Annotated in this window: 20 protein-coding genes; 1 reads left to right on the top strand and 19 read right to left on the bottom strand. The window is 29.0% G+C overall.

Annotation, left to right across the window (positions count from 1 at the left end):
* Positions 1–4: 4 nt before the first annotated feature.
* From trmD to L8X97_RS02115, 14 genes are all read right to left on the bottom strand, one after another.
* Positions 5–709: a tRNA (guanosine(37)-N1)-methyltransferase TrmD gene (gene trmD / locus L8X97_RS02180; protein ID WP_133318752.1), complete on the bottom strand. Its 705-nt coding sequence runs from the start codon at positions 707–709 to the stop codon at positions 5–7.
* Positions 706–1,230, bottom strand: coding sequence for a ribosome maturation factor RimM (gene rimM / locus L8X97_RS02175; protein WP_263659062.1), 525 nt, complete (start codon positions 1,228–1,230; stop codon positions 706–708). The genes trmD and rimM overlap by 4 nt, the downstream gene beginning before the upstream one ends.
* Positions 1,220–1,465 (bottom strand): KH domain-containing protein, encoded by a 246-nt coding sequence (locus L8X97_RS02170; RefSeq protein ID WP_043019956.1) that lies wholly within the window; start codon positions 1,463–1,465, stop codon positions 1,220–1,222. The genes rimM and L8X97_RS02170 overlap by 11 nt, the downstream gene beginning before the upstream one ends.
* A 2-nt stretch (positions 1,466–1,467) precedes the next feature.
* A complete protein-coding gene (gene rpsP, locus L8X97_RS02165) occupies positions 1,468–1,695 on the bottom strand; it encodes a 30S ribosomal protein S16 (protein ID WP_012661702.1) in 228 nt (75 codons plus the stop codon).
* A gap of 71 nt (positions 1,696–1,766) precedes the next feature.
* A complete protein-coding gene (gene ffh, locus L8X97_RS02160; RefSeq protein WP_220566836.1) occupies positions 1,767–3,104 on the bottom strand; it encodes a signal recognition particle protein in 1,338 nt (445 codons plus the stop codon).
* Positions 3,105–3,168: 64 nt separating this feature from the next.
* Positions 3,169–3,921 (bottom strand): pseudouridine synthase family protein, encoded by a 753-nt coding sequence (locus tag L8X97_RS02155; RefSeq protein WP_263662517.1) that lies wholly within the window; start codon positions 3,919–3,921, stop codon positions 3,169–3,171.
* Entirely contained in the window at positions 3,902–5,086 is a 1,185-nt protein-coding gene (gene waaA / locus L8X97_RS02150) for a lipid IV(A) 3-deoxy-D-manno-octulosonic acid transferase (protein WP_263662516.1), read from the bottom strand. Before waaA ends, L8X97_RS02155 begins: the two co-directional genes overlap by 20 nt.
* The gene (locus L8X97_RS02145; protein WP_263662514.1) at positions 5,083–5,802 is read right to left on the bottom strand and encodes a zinc ribbon domain-containing protein; all 720 of its coding nucleotides are present in this window, start codon (positions 5,800–5,802) and stop codon (positions 5,083–5,085) included. The genes waaA and L8X97_RS02145 overlap by 4 nt, the downstream gene beginning before the upstream one ends.
* A gap of 11 nt (positions 5,803–5,813) precedes the next feature.
* Positions 5,814–6,539: a Nif3-like dinuclear metal center hexameric protein gene (locus L8X97_RS02140; protein WP_263662513.1), complete on the bottom strand. Its 726-nt coding sequence runs from the start codon at positions 6,537–6,539 to the stop codon at positions 5,814–5,816.
* Entirely contained in the window at positions 6,529–7,389 is an 861-nt protein-coding gene (gene glyQ, locus L8X97_RS02135; RefSeq protein ID WP_258107574.1) for a glycine--tRNA ligase subunit alpha, read from the bottom strand. The genes L8X97_RS02140 and glyQ overlap by 11 nt, the downstream gene beginning before the upstream one ends.
* Positions 7,386–7,892 carry a DUF3972 domain-containing protein gene (locus tag L8X97_RS02130; RefSeq protein WP_220566839.1) on the bottom strand — a complete coding sequence of 169 codons (507 nt, stop codon included), beginning with the start codon at positions 7,890–7,892 and terminating at the stop codon, positions 7,386–7,388. The genes glyQ and L8X97_RS02130 overlap by 4 nt, the downstream gene beginning before the upstream one ends.
* A gap of 9 nt (positions 7,893–7,901) precedes the next feature.
* On the bottom strand, positions 7,902–8,396 hold the full coding sequence (purE, locus tag L8X97_RS02125) for a 5-(carboxyamino)imidazole ribonucleotide mutase (protein WP_133318743.1): 495 nt from the start codon (positions 8,394–8,396) through the stop codon (positions 7,902–7,904).
* Complete coding sequence (locus tag L8X97_RS02120; protein WP_263662512.1) at positions 8,393–9,649, bottom strand: peptidase U32 family protein; 1,257 nt, start codon at positions 9,647–9,649, stop codon at positions 8,393–8,395. The genes purE and L8X97_RS02120 overlap by 4 nt, the downstream gene beginning before the upstream one ends.
* Positions 9,646–10,353: a protein phosphatase CheZ gene (locus L8X97_RS02115; RefSeq protein WP_263659057.1), complete on the bottom strand. Its 708-nt coding sequence runs from the start codon at positions 10,351–10,353 to the stop codon at positions 9,646–9,648. The genes L8X97_RS02120 and L8X97_RS02115 overlap by 4 nt, the downstream gene beginning before the upstream one ends.
* 215 nt (positions 10,354–10,568) lie before the next feature.
* Between L8X97_RS02115 and glnA the strand changes: the two genes are divergently transcribed.
* Positions 10,569–11,999, top strand: a complete 1,431-nt coding sequence (gene glnA, locus L8X97_RS02110) for a type I glutamate--ammonia ligase (protein WP_263660992.1) — start codon at positions 10,569–10,571, stop codon at positions 11,997–11,999.
* A 24-nt stretch (positions 12,000–12,023) separates the two neighbouring features.
* Here the strand turns inward: glnA and purU are convergent, their stop codons facing one another.
* From purU to L8X97_RS02085, 5 genes are all read right to left on the bottom strand, one after another.
* Positions 12,024–12,851, bottom strand: a complete 828-nt coding sequence (gene purU, locus L8X97_RS02105) for a formyltetrahydrofolate deformylase (RefSeq protein ID WP_133318739.1) — start codon at positions 12,849–12,851, stop codon at positions 12,024–12,026.
* 2 nt (positions 12,852–12,853) lie between these two features.
* Positions 12,854–13,957, bottom strand: coding sequence for a CCA tRNA nucleotidyltransferase (locus L8X97_RS02100; protein WP_263662510.1), 1,104 nt, complete (start codon positions 13,955–13,957; stop codon positions 12,854–12,856).
* Complete coding sequence (gene ciaD, locus L8X97_RS02095) at positions 13,926–14,363, bottom strand: effector protein CiaD (RefSeq protein WP_263661821.1); 438 nt, start codon at positions 14,361–14,363, stop codon at positions 13,926–13,928. The genes L8X97_RS02100 and ciaD overlap by 32 nt, the downstream gene beginning before the upstream one ends.
* Entirely contained in the window at positions 14,360–14,608 is a 249-nt protein-coding gene (locus L8X97_RS02090; RefSeq protein ID WP_087691144.1) for a hypothetical protein, read from the bottom strand. The genes ciaD and L8X97_RS02090 overlap by 4 nt, the downstream gene beginning before the upstream one ends.
* Before the next feature lie 61 nt (positions 14,609–14,669).
* Positions 14,670–15,842 (bottom strand): MFS transporter, encoded by a 1,173-nt coding sequence (locus L8X97_RS02085; protein WP_263660995.1) that lies wholly within the window; start codon positions 15,840–15,842, stop codon positions 14,670–14,672.
* Positions 15,843–15,844: the final 2 nt, after the last annotated feature.

Here is a 15,844-nt window from a genome sequence, read left to right as displayed (position 1 = left end):
TTCCTTAAAATTTGCGTTCATGCTTTTGATACAAATCAGGACGAAAATATTTCGTTTTGCAAGACGCCAAAGTAGTTTTTAAAGCTGTGATTTTAGCGTGATTTCCCTTTAAAAACTCTGAAGGAACATAAAATTTTTTATTTTCCTTTTCAAAAACAAATGGCTTAGAAAATGATGGTGCTTCTAATAAATCATTTTCAAAACTTTCTTCACTTAAACTTTCACTATTTCCAAGAACATCTTGAATATTTCTACTAATAGCATCACACATCACCAAAGATGCTAACTCTCCACCTGTAAGTATAAAATCTCCTATAGAAAACACTTCATTAGCAAATTCTTCCACAATACGCTCATCTAAACCCTCATATCTACTACATACAAAACAAATATGCTCTTTGACGCTTAATCTTTTAGCATCTATTTGCTTAAAAGTTTTAGCACATGGTAAAAGAAAAATAAAATGCGTATTTTTATCTTGGCTTTTAATATGCGTTAAACAATCATATAAAGGCTGAGCTTGTAATAAAAGTCCCGCACCACCGCCTATTTTATAATCATCTACTTTTAGATGTTTATTTGTAGTAAAATTTCTAGGATTAACAAAATCAAATTCTAAAATTCCTTTTTCTTTTGCCCTTGCCAAAATAGAAGTTTTAAAATAAGGCTCAATAAGCTCTGGGAATAAACTTACAAAAGTATATTTCATGAATTTTCTAAAATATCTAAAGCAGATTGTGTGAATATTTTTTTATTTTCTATATCAACTTTTTGAATATATTTATCAACATAAGGAATATAAAAGTTTTTAACCTTTGTCTGTAGTTTTTCATCGCATTTTATATAGAATAAAAATCCAGCTCCATTTTCTAAAATATCTTCAACTACACCTAATTTTTGTTCATTTTCAAAAATTTCACAGCCTATAATATCAAAATAAAAATACTCATCTTTTTTTAACTTACAAGTTTCTTTTGTAGTTTTTATGCTTTGAAATAGTGTAATATTAGTTAGTTTTTTTGCAGATTCTAAATTCTCAAAATCTTCAAATAAAACCAAAGATCTTGTTTTATCAAAAGCTTTTATGGTGTAAATTTTTTGATTACCATCAAAAAATTTAGCACCTGCTTTAAACTGCTCATAAAAATCACTTAAGTTATGTAATTTCACATAACCTTTCAAACCAACACTTTTCCCAAGTTTAGCAACTTGGACCAAATCATTCTTCAATAGCTTTTACCGTTATACGATATGAAGTTGCATCTTTAACTTTATAAGCCATAATAACTGTTTTTATTGCGTTGATTAATTTCCCGTTTTTTCCGATCAACTTACCAGTATCAGTTGGATCAACATAAATGATAATTTCAGCAAAATTGTTTTCTAAATTTTGTTTTTGTATATCAACTTTTTCAGGAAAATCAACAATTAATTTTGCGTATTCTCTTAAAAAATTTTCAACCATTTTTATTTGCTTGTAATAGCTGCTACTCTATCGCTTAATTTAGCACCTACGCTCTTCCAATAAGCTAAACGCTCAGCATCAAATTTTACTACTTCAGGTTCAACCATAGGATTATAATATCCAATGCTTTCTATCCAACTACCATCGCGTCTTTTTCTACTATCAGTTACAACTATACGATAAAATGGTCTTTTTTTGCGTCCCATTTTTGTAAGTCTGATTACTGTCATTTTAATACTCCTAAAAAAATTAAAATTTTGTTATAGATATTTTAACTCATATATCCATAAAAAAGCTTTAATTATTGCGGTCTTTTAGCTTGCTGCAACATATTCATAAAATTTTCCATTCCTTTTTTGTTTGAAAATTTCTTTGCCAACTTAGCCGCATTACTAAATTGTTTTAAAAAGCGATTTACTTCCATTTGAGATAAACCAGCACCCTCTGCAATACGACGCTTTCTTGCGTTGTTTAACAAATCAGGATTTTCTCTTTCTTTTGGCGTCATTGATGAAATCATTGCTTTAATATGAATAATTTCTTTAGAATTATCCAAATCAATATCTTTAATATTTGCTGCCATAGATGATAAACCAGGTATCATACCAATGATTGATTTCATACTACCAAGTTTTTTAACACTTTCCATTTGATTTAAAAAGTCATTGAAATTAAATTCACCTTTTTTGATTTTTTTATTAAGTTTTTTTGCTTCTTTTTCATCTATAATAGCGGCAGTTTTTTCAGCCAAAGTCGCCAAATCACCTTCACCCATAATACGATTAACAATCCTATCAGGGATAAATACTTCTAAATCAGCTACTTTCTCACCAACACCAATAAATCTTAAAGGCACACCAATTTGTTTAGCTATACCTAGCGCAACACCACCTTTAGTATCTGCATCAAATTTACTTAAAATAACCCCAGTGATTTCTAAAGCTTCATTAAAGCTACTTGCTGTTTTAACTCCATCTTGACCACTCATAGCATCAGCTACATAAAATACTTCATCAGGATTTAAAATAGCTTTTACTTCTTTAAGCTCATTCATCAAAGCTATATCAATTGCCAAACGGCCGGCAGTATCTACAAGCAAAACATCATACATAGAATTTTTTGCTTTTTCTAAAGCTTGTTTAGCTACATTTAAAGGATTACTTTCATTTTCTATGAAAAATAAATCAAGCTCATTAGCTTGAGTGAGTTGTCTTAATTGCTCTACTGCAGCTAATCTTTGCAAGTCACATGCAGCAATTAATACTTTTTTATTTCTTAGTTTTAAGTAATTAGCAATTTTTACCGTAGTAGTTGTTTTACCACCACCTTGCAAACCACACATCAAAACAACCGTAGGTGGCTTACTAGCAAATACAAAACCTTGATTTTTACCTTTAACACTAAGAATTTCTTCTAAATTTTTCTTAATTGAGTCTAAAAATTGCTTTTGGCCTATGCCATTAGTTTTTACATCATTTTCTACTAAAGTGAGTAATTCTTTCGTAACTTTATGATGTACATCTGCTTTTAAAAGGGCTTTTTTTAAAGTGTCAAGAGCATTTTTTAAAGCTTTTTCATCATCAACAAAACGAAGTTTATTAACCGCGGATTTAAATGACTCACTAACTATTTCAAACACTTTATTTTCCCTTTATTAAAATTTTAAAAAGCTAAATTATAAACCCTTTTAGCTTTAAACGCCTTTAAAAATTTAAATTTTTTATTTCAAAACCATAAGCATTAAAACTCTCATCAAGTAAAGCTTTAAATTGATAATCAAAAATATGCGTTTCATAAGAATGCAAATACATTCTAGAAGAGCTATTTTTTGCATATTTTTCATCGCCAATAATACCATGTTTTATATGATTTAAATGCACTCTGATTTGATGTGTTCTACCTGTTTTAATGACTGCTTTTATTAAAGTTTTTTTTGCATTTACCATTAAAGGTATAACCTGAGTATGAGCTTCTAAGCCAAATTTATCGATTTTACTAAAAGCTCCGGATTTATTTTTTATAGTAGTTATTTTTTCACAAATTTCAAGTTCTTCAACAATTACTCCATCGACAATAGCTAAATAGCTTTTATAAACATTTTGTTTTTTATACTCTTGAATGCATTTTAGTCTAAATTCCTCATCTTTGCTTAAAAGCAAAACTCCACTTGTTTCTTTATCAAGCCTGTTAATTAATTTAGCATTATAAACACCTTCTAAATTCTCGCTAATTTCCCCATAAGGCTTATTTAAAGCTATGATTTTATCATCTTCAAAAAGTATTTTTGCTTTTTTTATTTTTTGCACGACGAATCTTGTTTTTGAGCTCATCAAAGCTCTAGCTATAACAACCTTTTTTCCCATAGCAAAAACACAACCTTTATCAATCAAATCTTTTGCTGCATTATTGGAAATTTTTTCTTGCATTGCAAGCAATTTATAAGCTTTTTCTTGCATCTAAACCTTCTTTTATACTTAATATAACTTCATTTAAATCATTTTGCTCTTTGACTCGTGCTTGTGATAATTTTTGCTTTAAAAAATCATTTATATCTTTTACACTCTCACAAATATACAAATCATCAACTTCTTGATATAAACTTTCTTGATTAAAATAATATTTCCCCGAGATAATAACATTATTCCATCTAGCTGCCTCTATAGGATTATGCCCGCCTATATTATTTACAAAAGAGCCGCATAAAAAAACCACATCACTAATCTTATAAAAACTTTCTAGCTCACCCAAAGTATCTAGTAATAAGCACTTGGTCTTAAAAAAATTTGCAAAATCATTTTCACTTAAAGTAAAGTCTGAAAATTTTTGCATATTATAATGATTTTTTTGGCAAAAATCTTTTAAAATCCCCTCAACCTCGCCAAAACGCTCCGGATGTCTTGGAGCGATAATTAATCTATCGTTTTCTTCTAGTTTAATCTCATTAAGCAATAATCGTTCTTCATTTTCATGCGTACTAGCAAATATAATAACCCTAGCCTTAGGTTTTGAATAATTTTTCACTTGTTCTTGTTTTATATATGCTTTGATATTTTTATATGCTACAACATTTTTAGCACCCAAGCATTCTAATCTTTCTTTGTCTTTTTGACTTTGCGCAAACACAACATCAATATATTTAAAAATCAAACGATAAAAAAAGCTAAAACGCTTGTAGTTTTTTAAAGATCTATCACTAATCCTAGCATTTAATAAAATAACTTTTGCATTACAAAATTTAGCCATCAATACAAGCATAAGCCAAAGCTCTGCTTCAAAAATAATCAAAACTTTGCAAGGTTTCATCCAAAATGGTATAAAAATTTCAAATGGTAAAAAATTTACTTTTTTAGAATGTCTTAAAGCTTCATTAAATCCGGTTTGCGTGATAGTTGAAATTTTACAAGTTGGAAAAAGTTTTATTAAGGGAACAATGCTTTTAATCTCCCCAAAGGAGCAAGCATGAAAATATATATCTCCTTGTTCTTGTTTTAAGTTTTTGTAAAGAAAAAATCTAGATTTTAGAGATACTTTATATTTTTCTTTACAAAAACTTAAAATCAACAAAAAAGGAACTGCGATTACATATATAATCACAGCAAAAATGTAATAAAAAAAAATCAATTTTGATTTTCTTCTTTTTCTTTATATAAAATTCTTCCACAATGCGGACAAGTTACGATTTCATCACCTTTTAAAACTGCTAAATAAGTTTTATCATAAATTCTCATAAAACAGCCATAACAAGCATGTTTTTTCACAGGAACTACAGCACTATTTCCCGCCCATTTTCTAATTTTCTCATAAAAAGTTAAAACTTTTTGATTTATTTCGCCAACCAGCTTTACTTTTTTATCATAAATCTCTAATCTTTCTTTTTCAATATCAACTAATACAACTTTTGTTTGAGCATCTATTTGATCCACTTCATTTTCAAGTTCAGTTCTCTTAGTTTGCAATTCTTGTATAAATTTTTCTTTGTTTTCTAAAATTTTATCTAATCTTTCTATCTCTTCATTTGCTGCATCAAGTTGCTCTTTAGCTATATCTTCTTCGATTTTTAAAGCATTTGCTTCTTTTTCAGTTTTCACTGCAGCACTTTTTTTGGCTATTTCTTTAATTTTCACACCAAATTCTGCAATATGGTTATTGTTTTGTATTTTTTGATTTTCTATATCTTTAATATCTTTTTCAAAACCTGCAATTTCTTCTTCAGTTTTATCAAGCAAATTACGCTTTTCTTTTAAATCCTTTGTAGCATCTTCTACTTTATTTGCAAAACTATCTAACTCTTTATCAATTTGCGATAAAGCTATAAGTTGTTCTAAATATTTATTCATTGATTTTTTCCTTAAAAATATTGAAATGGATTTTTTGAAACTGATATTATAACTTCTAAATGAAATTTTTGCAAATCTTTTGCTAAAATTTCACCAAAGTATGACTCACTTTCATAGTGACCTATATCAATCAAATTGAGTTTATTATGATAACTTTCTAAGGCCTGATGATACTTAAAATCTCCACTTAAAAAACAATCTGCTTTTACACTAGAAATCAAATCTCCACCACTGCCTGTACATATTGCTAAAGTTTTTATTTTTTCTTGATGAGCATTAACAACCCTAATATGATTAAGCTTTAAACACTTTTTAACATGATCAACTAATGTATCTAATTGAAAATCTACATCACAATAGATCAAAAATTCATTTTGTTCTTTGATCTTAAAACCCAAAATTTCGCTAGTAAAATAAGTATTTAAATGACTTAAATCAAAATTTGTATGTATAGCAATCAAGGCTATATTTTTTTGTATCATTTTTGTAAGAAGATTTTGCGGATAAAGCACTCCACTTAAATTCTTCAAACCTTTAAAAATTAAAGGATGATGAACTATAAAAAGTGAATTTTCGCTTGCATTTTCAATTAAATGCATATCTACATCAAGCGCAAGATAAATCTTATTTACATCTTGATCGAAATTTCCAAGCAATAAACCACTATTGTCCCATGAACTTTGCGTATTAAATGGACTAATAGTATCTAAATAATCATAAATTTCTTTAATTTTCATCTAAACTTTCTTTATATACTAAAGCACAATTTTTAGATAATTCTCTAATTTTAAGCATAAAATCTTGTCTTTGAGTTACTGAAATAGCTCCTCTTGCATCAAGCAAGTTAAAAGTATGTGCTGCTAACATACAATAATCATATGCTGGTAAAGCAAGTTTTGCATCTAATGCATTTTTACACTCATTGTAAGCATTTTCAAATTGTACATTTAAAGTTTTTACATCACTTACTTCAAAATTATATTTACTAAATTCAAACTCGCCTTGCTTATGAACATCTTTATAGGTAATTTTTTCGCCGTTAAATTCATTCCAAACTATATCATATACATTATCTACATCTTGTAAATACATTGCAAGTCTTTCCAAGCCATAAGTAATTTCAGCACTAACTAAATCTACGCTTATACCACCAACTTGTTGAAAATAAGTAAATTGTGTAACTTCCATACCATCAAGCCAAACTTCCCAGCCCAAACCCCAAGCACCTAAACTTGGACTTTCCCAATTATCTTCAACAAAACGAATATCATGTGATTTCAAATCAAAGCCTAAATTTTCTAAACTTTTTAAATATAATTCTTGGATATTATCAGGACTTGGTTTAATTAAAACTTGAAATTGATAATAAGCACCCAACCTATTAGGATTTTCACCATATCTTCCATCAGTTGGTCTTCTACTTGGTGCTACATAAGCAGCCGCCCAAGGTTTTTTACCTAAACTTCTTAAAAAAGTTGCCGGGTGAAAAGTCCCTGCACCTGCTGGAAAATCATAAGGTTGCATAATAGCACAACCTTGCTTTTGCCAAAATTCTTGTAAATTTAAAATCATTTGAGAAAAAGTCATTTTTCTTCCTTTAATTCTTCAGACTTCTCAGGCGAATTTGCATATAATTCCACTGTTTTATTCCACATCATTTTATATTTTCTTTTTAGAAATTCAACTTCATTGCGCGCATATTTAAGTTGCTCGTTAAGATTTTCTATAGTTTTTCTATCCTCATCATAAAGCTCTTGCATAGAATAAAGAGCATCTTTTAAAAATTTATTTTCACCCTTTAAAGCTTCTAAGGTTTCATCCTTAGCATCAAGAACTTTTTCATGTAAATTTAAAATAGTCCCTATAGTTTTTTCTACAAAACTTTCTCCTGCCAAGGTCATAGAATTTACCATAGCAGGTTGCTTTGAACTTGAAGGAACTACACTAAAAGTACCTTGATTAGCTTCTATATAAATTTTACCTTCTTCTTCTTTGAAATTTAAAGCACCATTTGCCATCATTCCTTTTACAACATCTTCGGATAAATGAACTAACTGACAAAATTCTTTTAATTCCAAGTAAGTTTGCATATACGCTCCTTAAAGAAAAACTTCAATTGTATTAGAATCTTGGATTAATTTTTCTTGTTGTTTTTGTCTATCTTCTAATAATTTTTGCGCTAAAGACTCATCTTCTATTGCTAAAATTTGCACTGCCAAATAAGCTGCATTAATAGCCCCTGCTTTACCTATAGCCACAGTTGCTACAGGAATTCCACTTGGCATTTGCACAGTAGAAAATAAAGAATCCATGCTAGCTAAATTACTTCCTGGCATAGGTATACCTAAAACAGGTTTTGTTGTATGTGCTGCAACAGCTCCTGCTAAATGAGCTGCCATACCCGCTGCAGCAATAAATACTTTTGCACCTTTTTCTTCAGCATTTTTGATGTATTCTTGGGTTCTTTGAGGGCTTCTATGAGCTGAAGTGATCAAGACTTCATATTTTACATCAAATTTTTCCAAAATTCCTAAAGCTTCTTTTACTATATCATAATCACTCTTACTTCCCATCAATATGGAAACAAATTTCATTCAACACTCCTTCTTAAAAAGCTAAATTCTGGAAGTTTAAATGGCAAAGTAATTTCATTTTCATTACCACTATGAATTTCACTAAATTCTTTATTGTTTTTTGCTAATAATTGTTTAAACACTATGAATTTTTTTCCTTCATTTTCATATACTAAACCTAGTTTATTTTCCCCTAATTCTATATTAGAATCAACCGGAGCTAGAATTTCATATTCTTTGTTTAATTCTATCCTACCCTTACATTTAAAAAATTCACCATCTTCGCTAATAGCATACACTTGATGGGTTCCTTCTTCTATACTTGTATTATGATTTATTGAATCGGTTTTTTCATAAGCTCTTGAAACTAAATATCCATCTGTAAAACCTCTGTGTTTTAAAGTATGAATTTCTTTTTCATACTTAGCCGCATCAAAAGTATTTTGCAACACATCTTGCACTGCCATTTTATAAGTTCTTGTAGTCAAAGCTACATAATACTCACTTTTCGTTCTTCCTTCTATTTTAAAAGCATGAATGCAATCTTCTTGCATAATTTTTTGAATATACGAGCTTAAATTTAAATCTTTAGAATTAAACACATGCGTGCCATTCTCATCTTCTTCAAGTCTAAAAAGTGTATTAGTTTCTGGGTTCTTTGCATAAAGTTCATAGTTAAATCTACAATCATTTGCACATGATCCACGATTACTCATGCGTCCACTTTGCACTGAGCTTATCAAACATCTGCCAGAATACGCAAAACACATAGAACCATGGACAAAACTTTCAAGCTCTACGTCACAATTATTTTTCAAATCTTTTGCATCTTTTAAACCAAGTTCCCTTGCTATAACAACACGCTTAGCTCCCATATCTTTATAAACTTGAGCGTCTAAGTAATTTAAAATATTAGCTTGGGTTGATACATGAAGATTGATTTCAGGTGCAAGCTCTTTAACCAAACGCATAGCACCTACAGAAGCTACTATAAAAGCATCAGGTTTCATTTCTTTTAGTTTTAAAATATGCCTTTTCAAACCTTCAATTTGCGAACTAAAATGAAATCCATTAATCGTTACATAAATTTTTTTTCCTTTTGCATGCGTATAATCAATAGCTTCTTTAAAAGTTTCATAATTAAAATCTCTAGCAGTTCTTGCTCTTAATGAAAAATTACTCACTCCTGCATAAACAGCATCAGCTCCATAAGCTAAAGCTATTTTTAATTTTGTAAAATTACCTGCAGGAGCTACTATTTCAGGAATAATCATTTTTTTCCTAAACTTGCGATTAATGCCTCAATATCATCATTACTTACAACATCTGCAGTTGTATCTCCTTCGATATGCACAGCAGATCCCACGCGTTTTTCATCATCAATTTTACCTTCAAACAAACTACTCATATATCTACTTAAAGCTCTCATAACATTAATAACACGCTCAATTTTTTGACGATGAATATCTTGATATTGCATAGCATCCATTGCCATCATAACTTCATCTTGTCCAGTTTGCAAACAACCTGTAATCTCATCTATGATATTTTTAGCATTGTTATTTATTTCAATAGCTTCTTTAAAGCTTACCACATTAGGAAATTTTGCATTTAATTTTTCAAAAATTTCTATATTTTTATTTAAAGCATCACTGATTACACAAAGATCACTCTCAGAATTTGCAAAAAAGTCGTTAATAGCTTCTAATTTTTCCATCATCTCTGTGGCTTTTATTTCACTATCTCTTGTAACATCATCAAGTTGATGTACAACTTTATGTTCTTTACTAGGTGGTGGTGGTGGCCAAGCCATATCCGCTCTTGCTTTATAATCACCATTAATCATATCATTAACAATTTGCTTATTTTTTTCCTCATCTTCATAATCTGTATCTGGTTTTTCTTCTGTTTCTTCTACAGAATCAAGATCTAAGTCTTCAGTGCCATTCATTAAAGCATCTAATTCTTCTTGGGTCATTGTTACACCTTTTTTAATAAAAAAACTAATGCGAGATTATATTACAAAAAAATATAAATCAACATTAATTTTACCAACTTAATTATTTTTTTACACAAAATAATCTTTTTTTTAATTTGATTATAAAAAAAATATTAATTTAAACTTAATTTAAAAAAAATATACTACAATCTATAAAATAAATTAAAAAACCCAAAAAATAAAAAGGAGAAAAAATGGGTAAATTTGTAAATAACATTGATGAGTTTTTTAGTTATTGTCAAGAACATGAAGTTTTATTTGTTGATTTTAGATTTACTGATATGATAGGCACTTGGCATCACATCACTTATAATATAAAAGCAATTGATGATAAAACCTTTGAAAACGGAATTCCTTTTGACGCAAGCTCTTTGCATGGTTGGCAGCCTATAGAAAAATCAGATATGATTTTAAAACCTGATGTGAAAAGTGCGTTTTTAGATCCTTTTACAGCTGATCCTACTATCATAGTAATTTGCGATGTATATGATATTTACAAAGATCAAATGTATGAAAAATGCCCAAGAAGTATTGCTAAAAAAGCAATGCAACACTTAAGCACAAGCAATATCGCTGACACTGCTTATTTTGGTCCTGAAAATGAATTTTTTATTTTTGATAATGTAAAAATAGTTGATTCTTCTCACTGTGCAAAATATGAAGTAGATACTGAAGAAGGTGAATGGAATGATAATAAAGATTTTACAGATAGTTACAATAGTGGACATCGCCCAAGAAATAAAGGTGGATATTTTCCTGTAAGTCCTATTGATTCTAGTGTGGATATTAGAGCTGAAATGGTACAAGTTTTAGAAAGAGTTGGTTTAAAAACTTTCGTACATCATCATGAAGTAGCACAAGGACAAGCTGAGATTGGTGTAGAATTTGGGAATTTAGTTGAAGCTGCTGATAATGTACAAATTTATAAATATGTAGTTAAAATGGTAGCGCATTTAAATGGAAAAACAGCGACCTTTATGCCAAAACCACTCTATGGAGATAATGGAAGTGGTATGCATGTGCATATGAGCCTTTGGAAAGATGGAGTAAATTTATTTTATGATAAAGAAGGATATGGAAAATTAAGTGAATATGCGATTAATTACATCGGTGGAATTTTAGCTAATGCAAGAAGTGTTGCTGCATTTACCAATCCTAGTTCAAATTCTTATAAAAGAATAGTTCCAGGTTTTGAAGCACCTTGTATACTAACTTATTCTTGCCAAAATCGCTCTGCAAGTTGTCGCGTGCCTTATGGTATTAATGAAAAAAGCGCAAGAGTTGAAATAAGATTTCCTGATAGCACTTCCAATCCTTACCTAGCTTTTACAAGCTTGCTTATGGCAGGACTTGATGGTATTAAAAATAAAACCATACCGGTAGGCCCTATGGATGAAAATTTATTTGCACTAACCCTAGATGAGATTAGAGAAAAAGGTATAGAGCAATTACCTCACACTTTAAGAGGATCTTTGGAAGCACTCATTAGAAAAAATGCCTTCTTAAAGCCTGTTATGAGTGATGTATTTATTGATGATTATCAACATATGAAATTTGAAACCCAAGTATGGCCTGTAGAAGCTAGACCAACTGCATATGAGTTTAAAACTTGCTATTCATGCTAATCTTGATGCTTTTTAGCATCAAGATTAAAATACTATTGTTTTATTATCATATATAAAAATCCTATCATCAAACACTAAATCCAAGGCCTTAGAAAAAACATTTTTTTCTACATTGCGCCCTGCTTGTTGCATAGCTTGCCAAGAATATTCATGAGTAACTGGTATAACATCTTGGGTAATAATTGGCCCCTCATCTAAGTTATTATTTACAAAATGTGCTGTTGCGCCTATAATCTTTACCCCTCTTTCATAAGCTTGCTTATAAGGATTAGCTCCTATAAATGCAGGTAAAAAAGAATGGTGGATATTAATAATCTTTCCCTCAAAATTCTCTACAAAAGATGGAGATAATATTCTCATATATTTTGCTAAAACAATATAATCAAACTCATATTGTTTTAAACACTCTAGTAGTTTTTTTTCATGCTCTTGTCTGCTTAAATCCTGTGCTAAAATAGTATGAAAAGGTATGTTAAATTTATCCACTAAAGGTTTTAATACATCATAATTTGCAATAACTGCCTTAATATTTGCATTAAATTCTCCACTAAATTGACGGATAAGTAACTCACCTAAACAATGAGTTTCTTTAGTAGCTAAAACAATAATATCTTTTTTTCTCTTTGAAGTAATTTCAATTTGTGCATTATCAGGAAGCATAGCTTCAAGCGTTCCTTTAAAAGCTTTTATATCAAGCTCACCTTCTAAATGTGCCCTAAAGAAAAAACGATTTTCTCCAACAAATTCATCATTTTTTATAATATTGATTCTATATTTAAAAATAACATCTGAAATTCTATAAATCAATCCTTTTTCATCGCTGCATGAAATTTTTAAAATATACTCATTCATTTTTACTCCTTTATATAGTTTTTTAATTCTTGTAATTTTCTTTTTTCAAGTTCAATTCCAAGTTCTTTCCCGCTAAATCCTTCCTTTAGTAAGTCATTGGCGCTAATTTTACTTTCAAAAGCATGATGATATAAATTTATTTTTTTTGCTTGTGTTATACGCTCATTATTCCAAAGCCCAAGCCATTTGCAAAGTGGTATTTTTAAAGCAATTTTAGCTAAATTAAAATCATCAATTTTACCTAAAATAAATTCTTGTTCGCATTTTTTTAAAAGCTCTTTTTTTAATTTTGTTTTTTTGAAAAATTCCTCTTTATTTATATGAAAAAAATTCAAATACAAATACAAAAACAAAGCCTCATCACAAATTAACTTTTGGCTATACTCTAAAAGTCTCTCAAATTCTTTATTACAGCTTTGATAAAAAAAGATTTTTTCTTCTAAATTTAAAATTTTAAAATACTCATAAGCTTTATTTAGTCTTGAAGTTTTAAAAATTTTATAAAGTTCATTATTAATACGCTCTTTAGATAAATCGCTTATATCCATAGTTTGCATTAATTTTAAACTTTCTTTTGCAATTGTTAAATCAAACCTACATGCAAAAGAAATTCCACGAAGCACTCTTAAACTATCTTCAATAAAACTTTTATCATCAATATGTCTTATAATCTTTGCTTGCAAATCTTGCAAACCATTAAAAAAATCCAAAAATTCAAAATCAAAAATATTTACCATCAATGCATTAATGGTAAAATCTCTTCTTCTTGCTCCTTCTTGCTCATTATTACAAACTTTAACTTCAAAACCTCTATGGCCTGTAGAAATTTTATTTTCATAGCGTGCTAGAGCTAAATCAAATTTTTTATATTTATATACAAAAAAACTTTTTCCTACTCCATTTGCACCAAGTTTTTGCATAAGCTCATCAAAAAGCATAGGCTCAATATCATAAATTTCTATATCATAATCATCACTAGATAAATCTAAAAAAGAATTCCTTACACAACCACCTACTAAATAAACCCTTTGTGTGTAAGGCTTAAGTATATTTTTAATTCTTAAAAAATCTTGGTCATTTTTTAAGTCTATCTTCAATCTTTGCAAGTAAAAACTCTAAAAAAGTAATGGTCATATCTAGTCTTTTTTCCATATGCTCATCTTTGGTATTTTTTAATCCTTCAAATAAAACCAAAATACGCTCTCTAAGATTTTTCAAGAAAAATTCTTCATTATTTATAATGCTTTCTTCTTTTTCTTCTAAAGCTTCAACCTTAATAGCGACATTTTGTTTATCATCTTTTACTTTTACTTCTAAATCATCTAGTTCTTGGATTAGCTCTTGTGTAACCTTACTAATTTCTTCTTTGATTTTTTTCTCTTGAGTATTAACATTTTTTTCTTGAGTAATTTCTTCTACCATAGGAGCAAATTCATCGTTTTTATTTTTTTTATTATCTAATTGCGAATTAACTTCACTAATAGCCATTTTTGCTAAATCTTCTATATTCATAGTTTTATCAACCACCTTTTAAATTCATTAATTTCTTCTTCACTTTTCATATTGACAAAAAAATCAAGCATATCATAATTTAAATCTTCATGATTAGAACGCAAGCCACTCAAACGCCTTATAGCATCAATGGCATTTTTATTTTGCGGATCTTGTTTTAATATATTTTTATAAATCTCCAAAGCCTCATCTTTTAAGCCTTGTGCTTCATAAATAGAAGCCTCTGTTACTGTATATCGCATTATTAACTCACAAAAATAAAATCCTAAAATTCTAACAAAAAAGGCTTTAATTTATTTTTAATTTTCACTTAATCACAGGAGCCTTATATGCCAAAAATACAAAAATGTTAAGTATTATAGCTACTATAATAAGCATAATAAAGCCTGAAGTGAAATTTCTAAAATTATCATGAAGCATGCCTATAATCCAAGGTGATTGAGCAGCTATTAAATACCCTATACCTTGTGACATAGCAGAAAGTTTAGCCGCTATGATAGAATTTGAGCTTTTGATAGCAATAAATAATAGCGAAATTGTAAAAACTCCACTAGAAGCAAAACCTAAAAAAATAGCCGCTAAAAACAAAATCGCTTTTACTTTAAAAAGAAAAATCATCATAAAACTTAAAAAATACAAAAACCCTAACATCACTATAGCAAAACTTTTAGCACGAGATCTAAGCTTTCCTAAAATGATAGGTAGTAAAAATGCCACAGGCATTCCTATGATTTGAGATAATAATAAAACATTAGAACCAAAGTCAATTCCAAAGCCCTTTTCACTAATCATCACACTAAGCCATGCAAAAAGACTATAAGATAAAAAACTTTGTAATCCCATTACAATAGTAACTTTCCAGGCTGTTAAGTTTAAAAAGATATTCACTTTATTAATATTTTTCTTTTTAGGGCGTAATAATCTTTTATTTTTCAAATGTGGAAAATAAAAAATCAAAGCAATTAAAGCCAATATAGCCCAAAAAAACATAGCTTGAGGTACATCAAAAAATTTAAGCAAAGGAAGTGATAAGGCCACGCCAGCAATTGAAGATAAGCCTATAATTGATCCATATAAACCCATTATCTTATAAGTATTTTTAGAAAATTTTTCTTTTACAAAAGAAGGTAATAAAACATTAGCTATTGCAATGCCTGCTCCTATCAAAAAAACCCCAGAAAATAAACCTATAGTTCCTCCATAACTTCTAATAACTTCTCCAAAGACAATCAAAATTAAGGCAAAAAACAAAGCTTTAATTTGTGAAAAATACGCTACAAAAAACGATATAAGACCAAAAGCTATTAAAGGTAAGGTTGTTAGCATACCTGCTAAAGTAGAATTGATATTGTAATATTCTTGAATATGTTCTATCATAGGACCTATGGAAGTTATAGGTGCTCTTAAATTTAAAGCAAGAGTAATCACAACTAAAATATTAATCCAAAAGAATTTTTTATATGAAATTTGTGTGTGCATGA

Origin of the sequence: Campylobacter sp. CNRCH_2013_0671h (assembly GCF_025773055.1) — a bacterium.
Classification (GTDB): domain Bacteria; phylum Campylobacterota; class Campylobacteria; order Campylobacterales; family Campylobacteraceae; genus Campylobacter_D; species Campylobacter_D lari_D.
The sequence above is the reverse complement of the archived record's forward strand: the minus strand, read 5'-3'. Positions and strand labels throughout refer to the sequence as shown.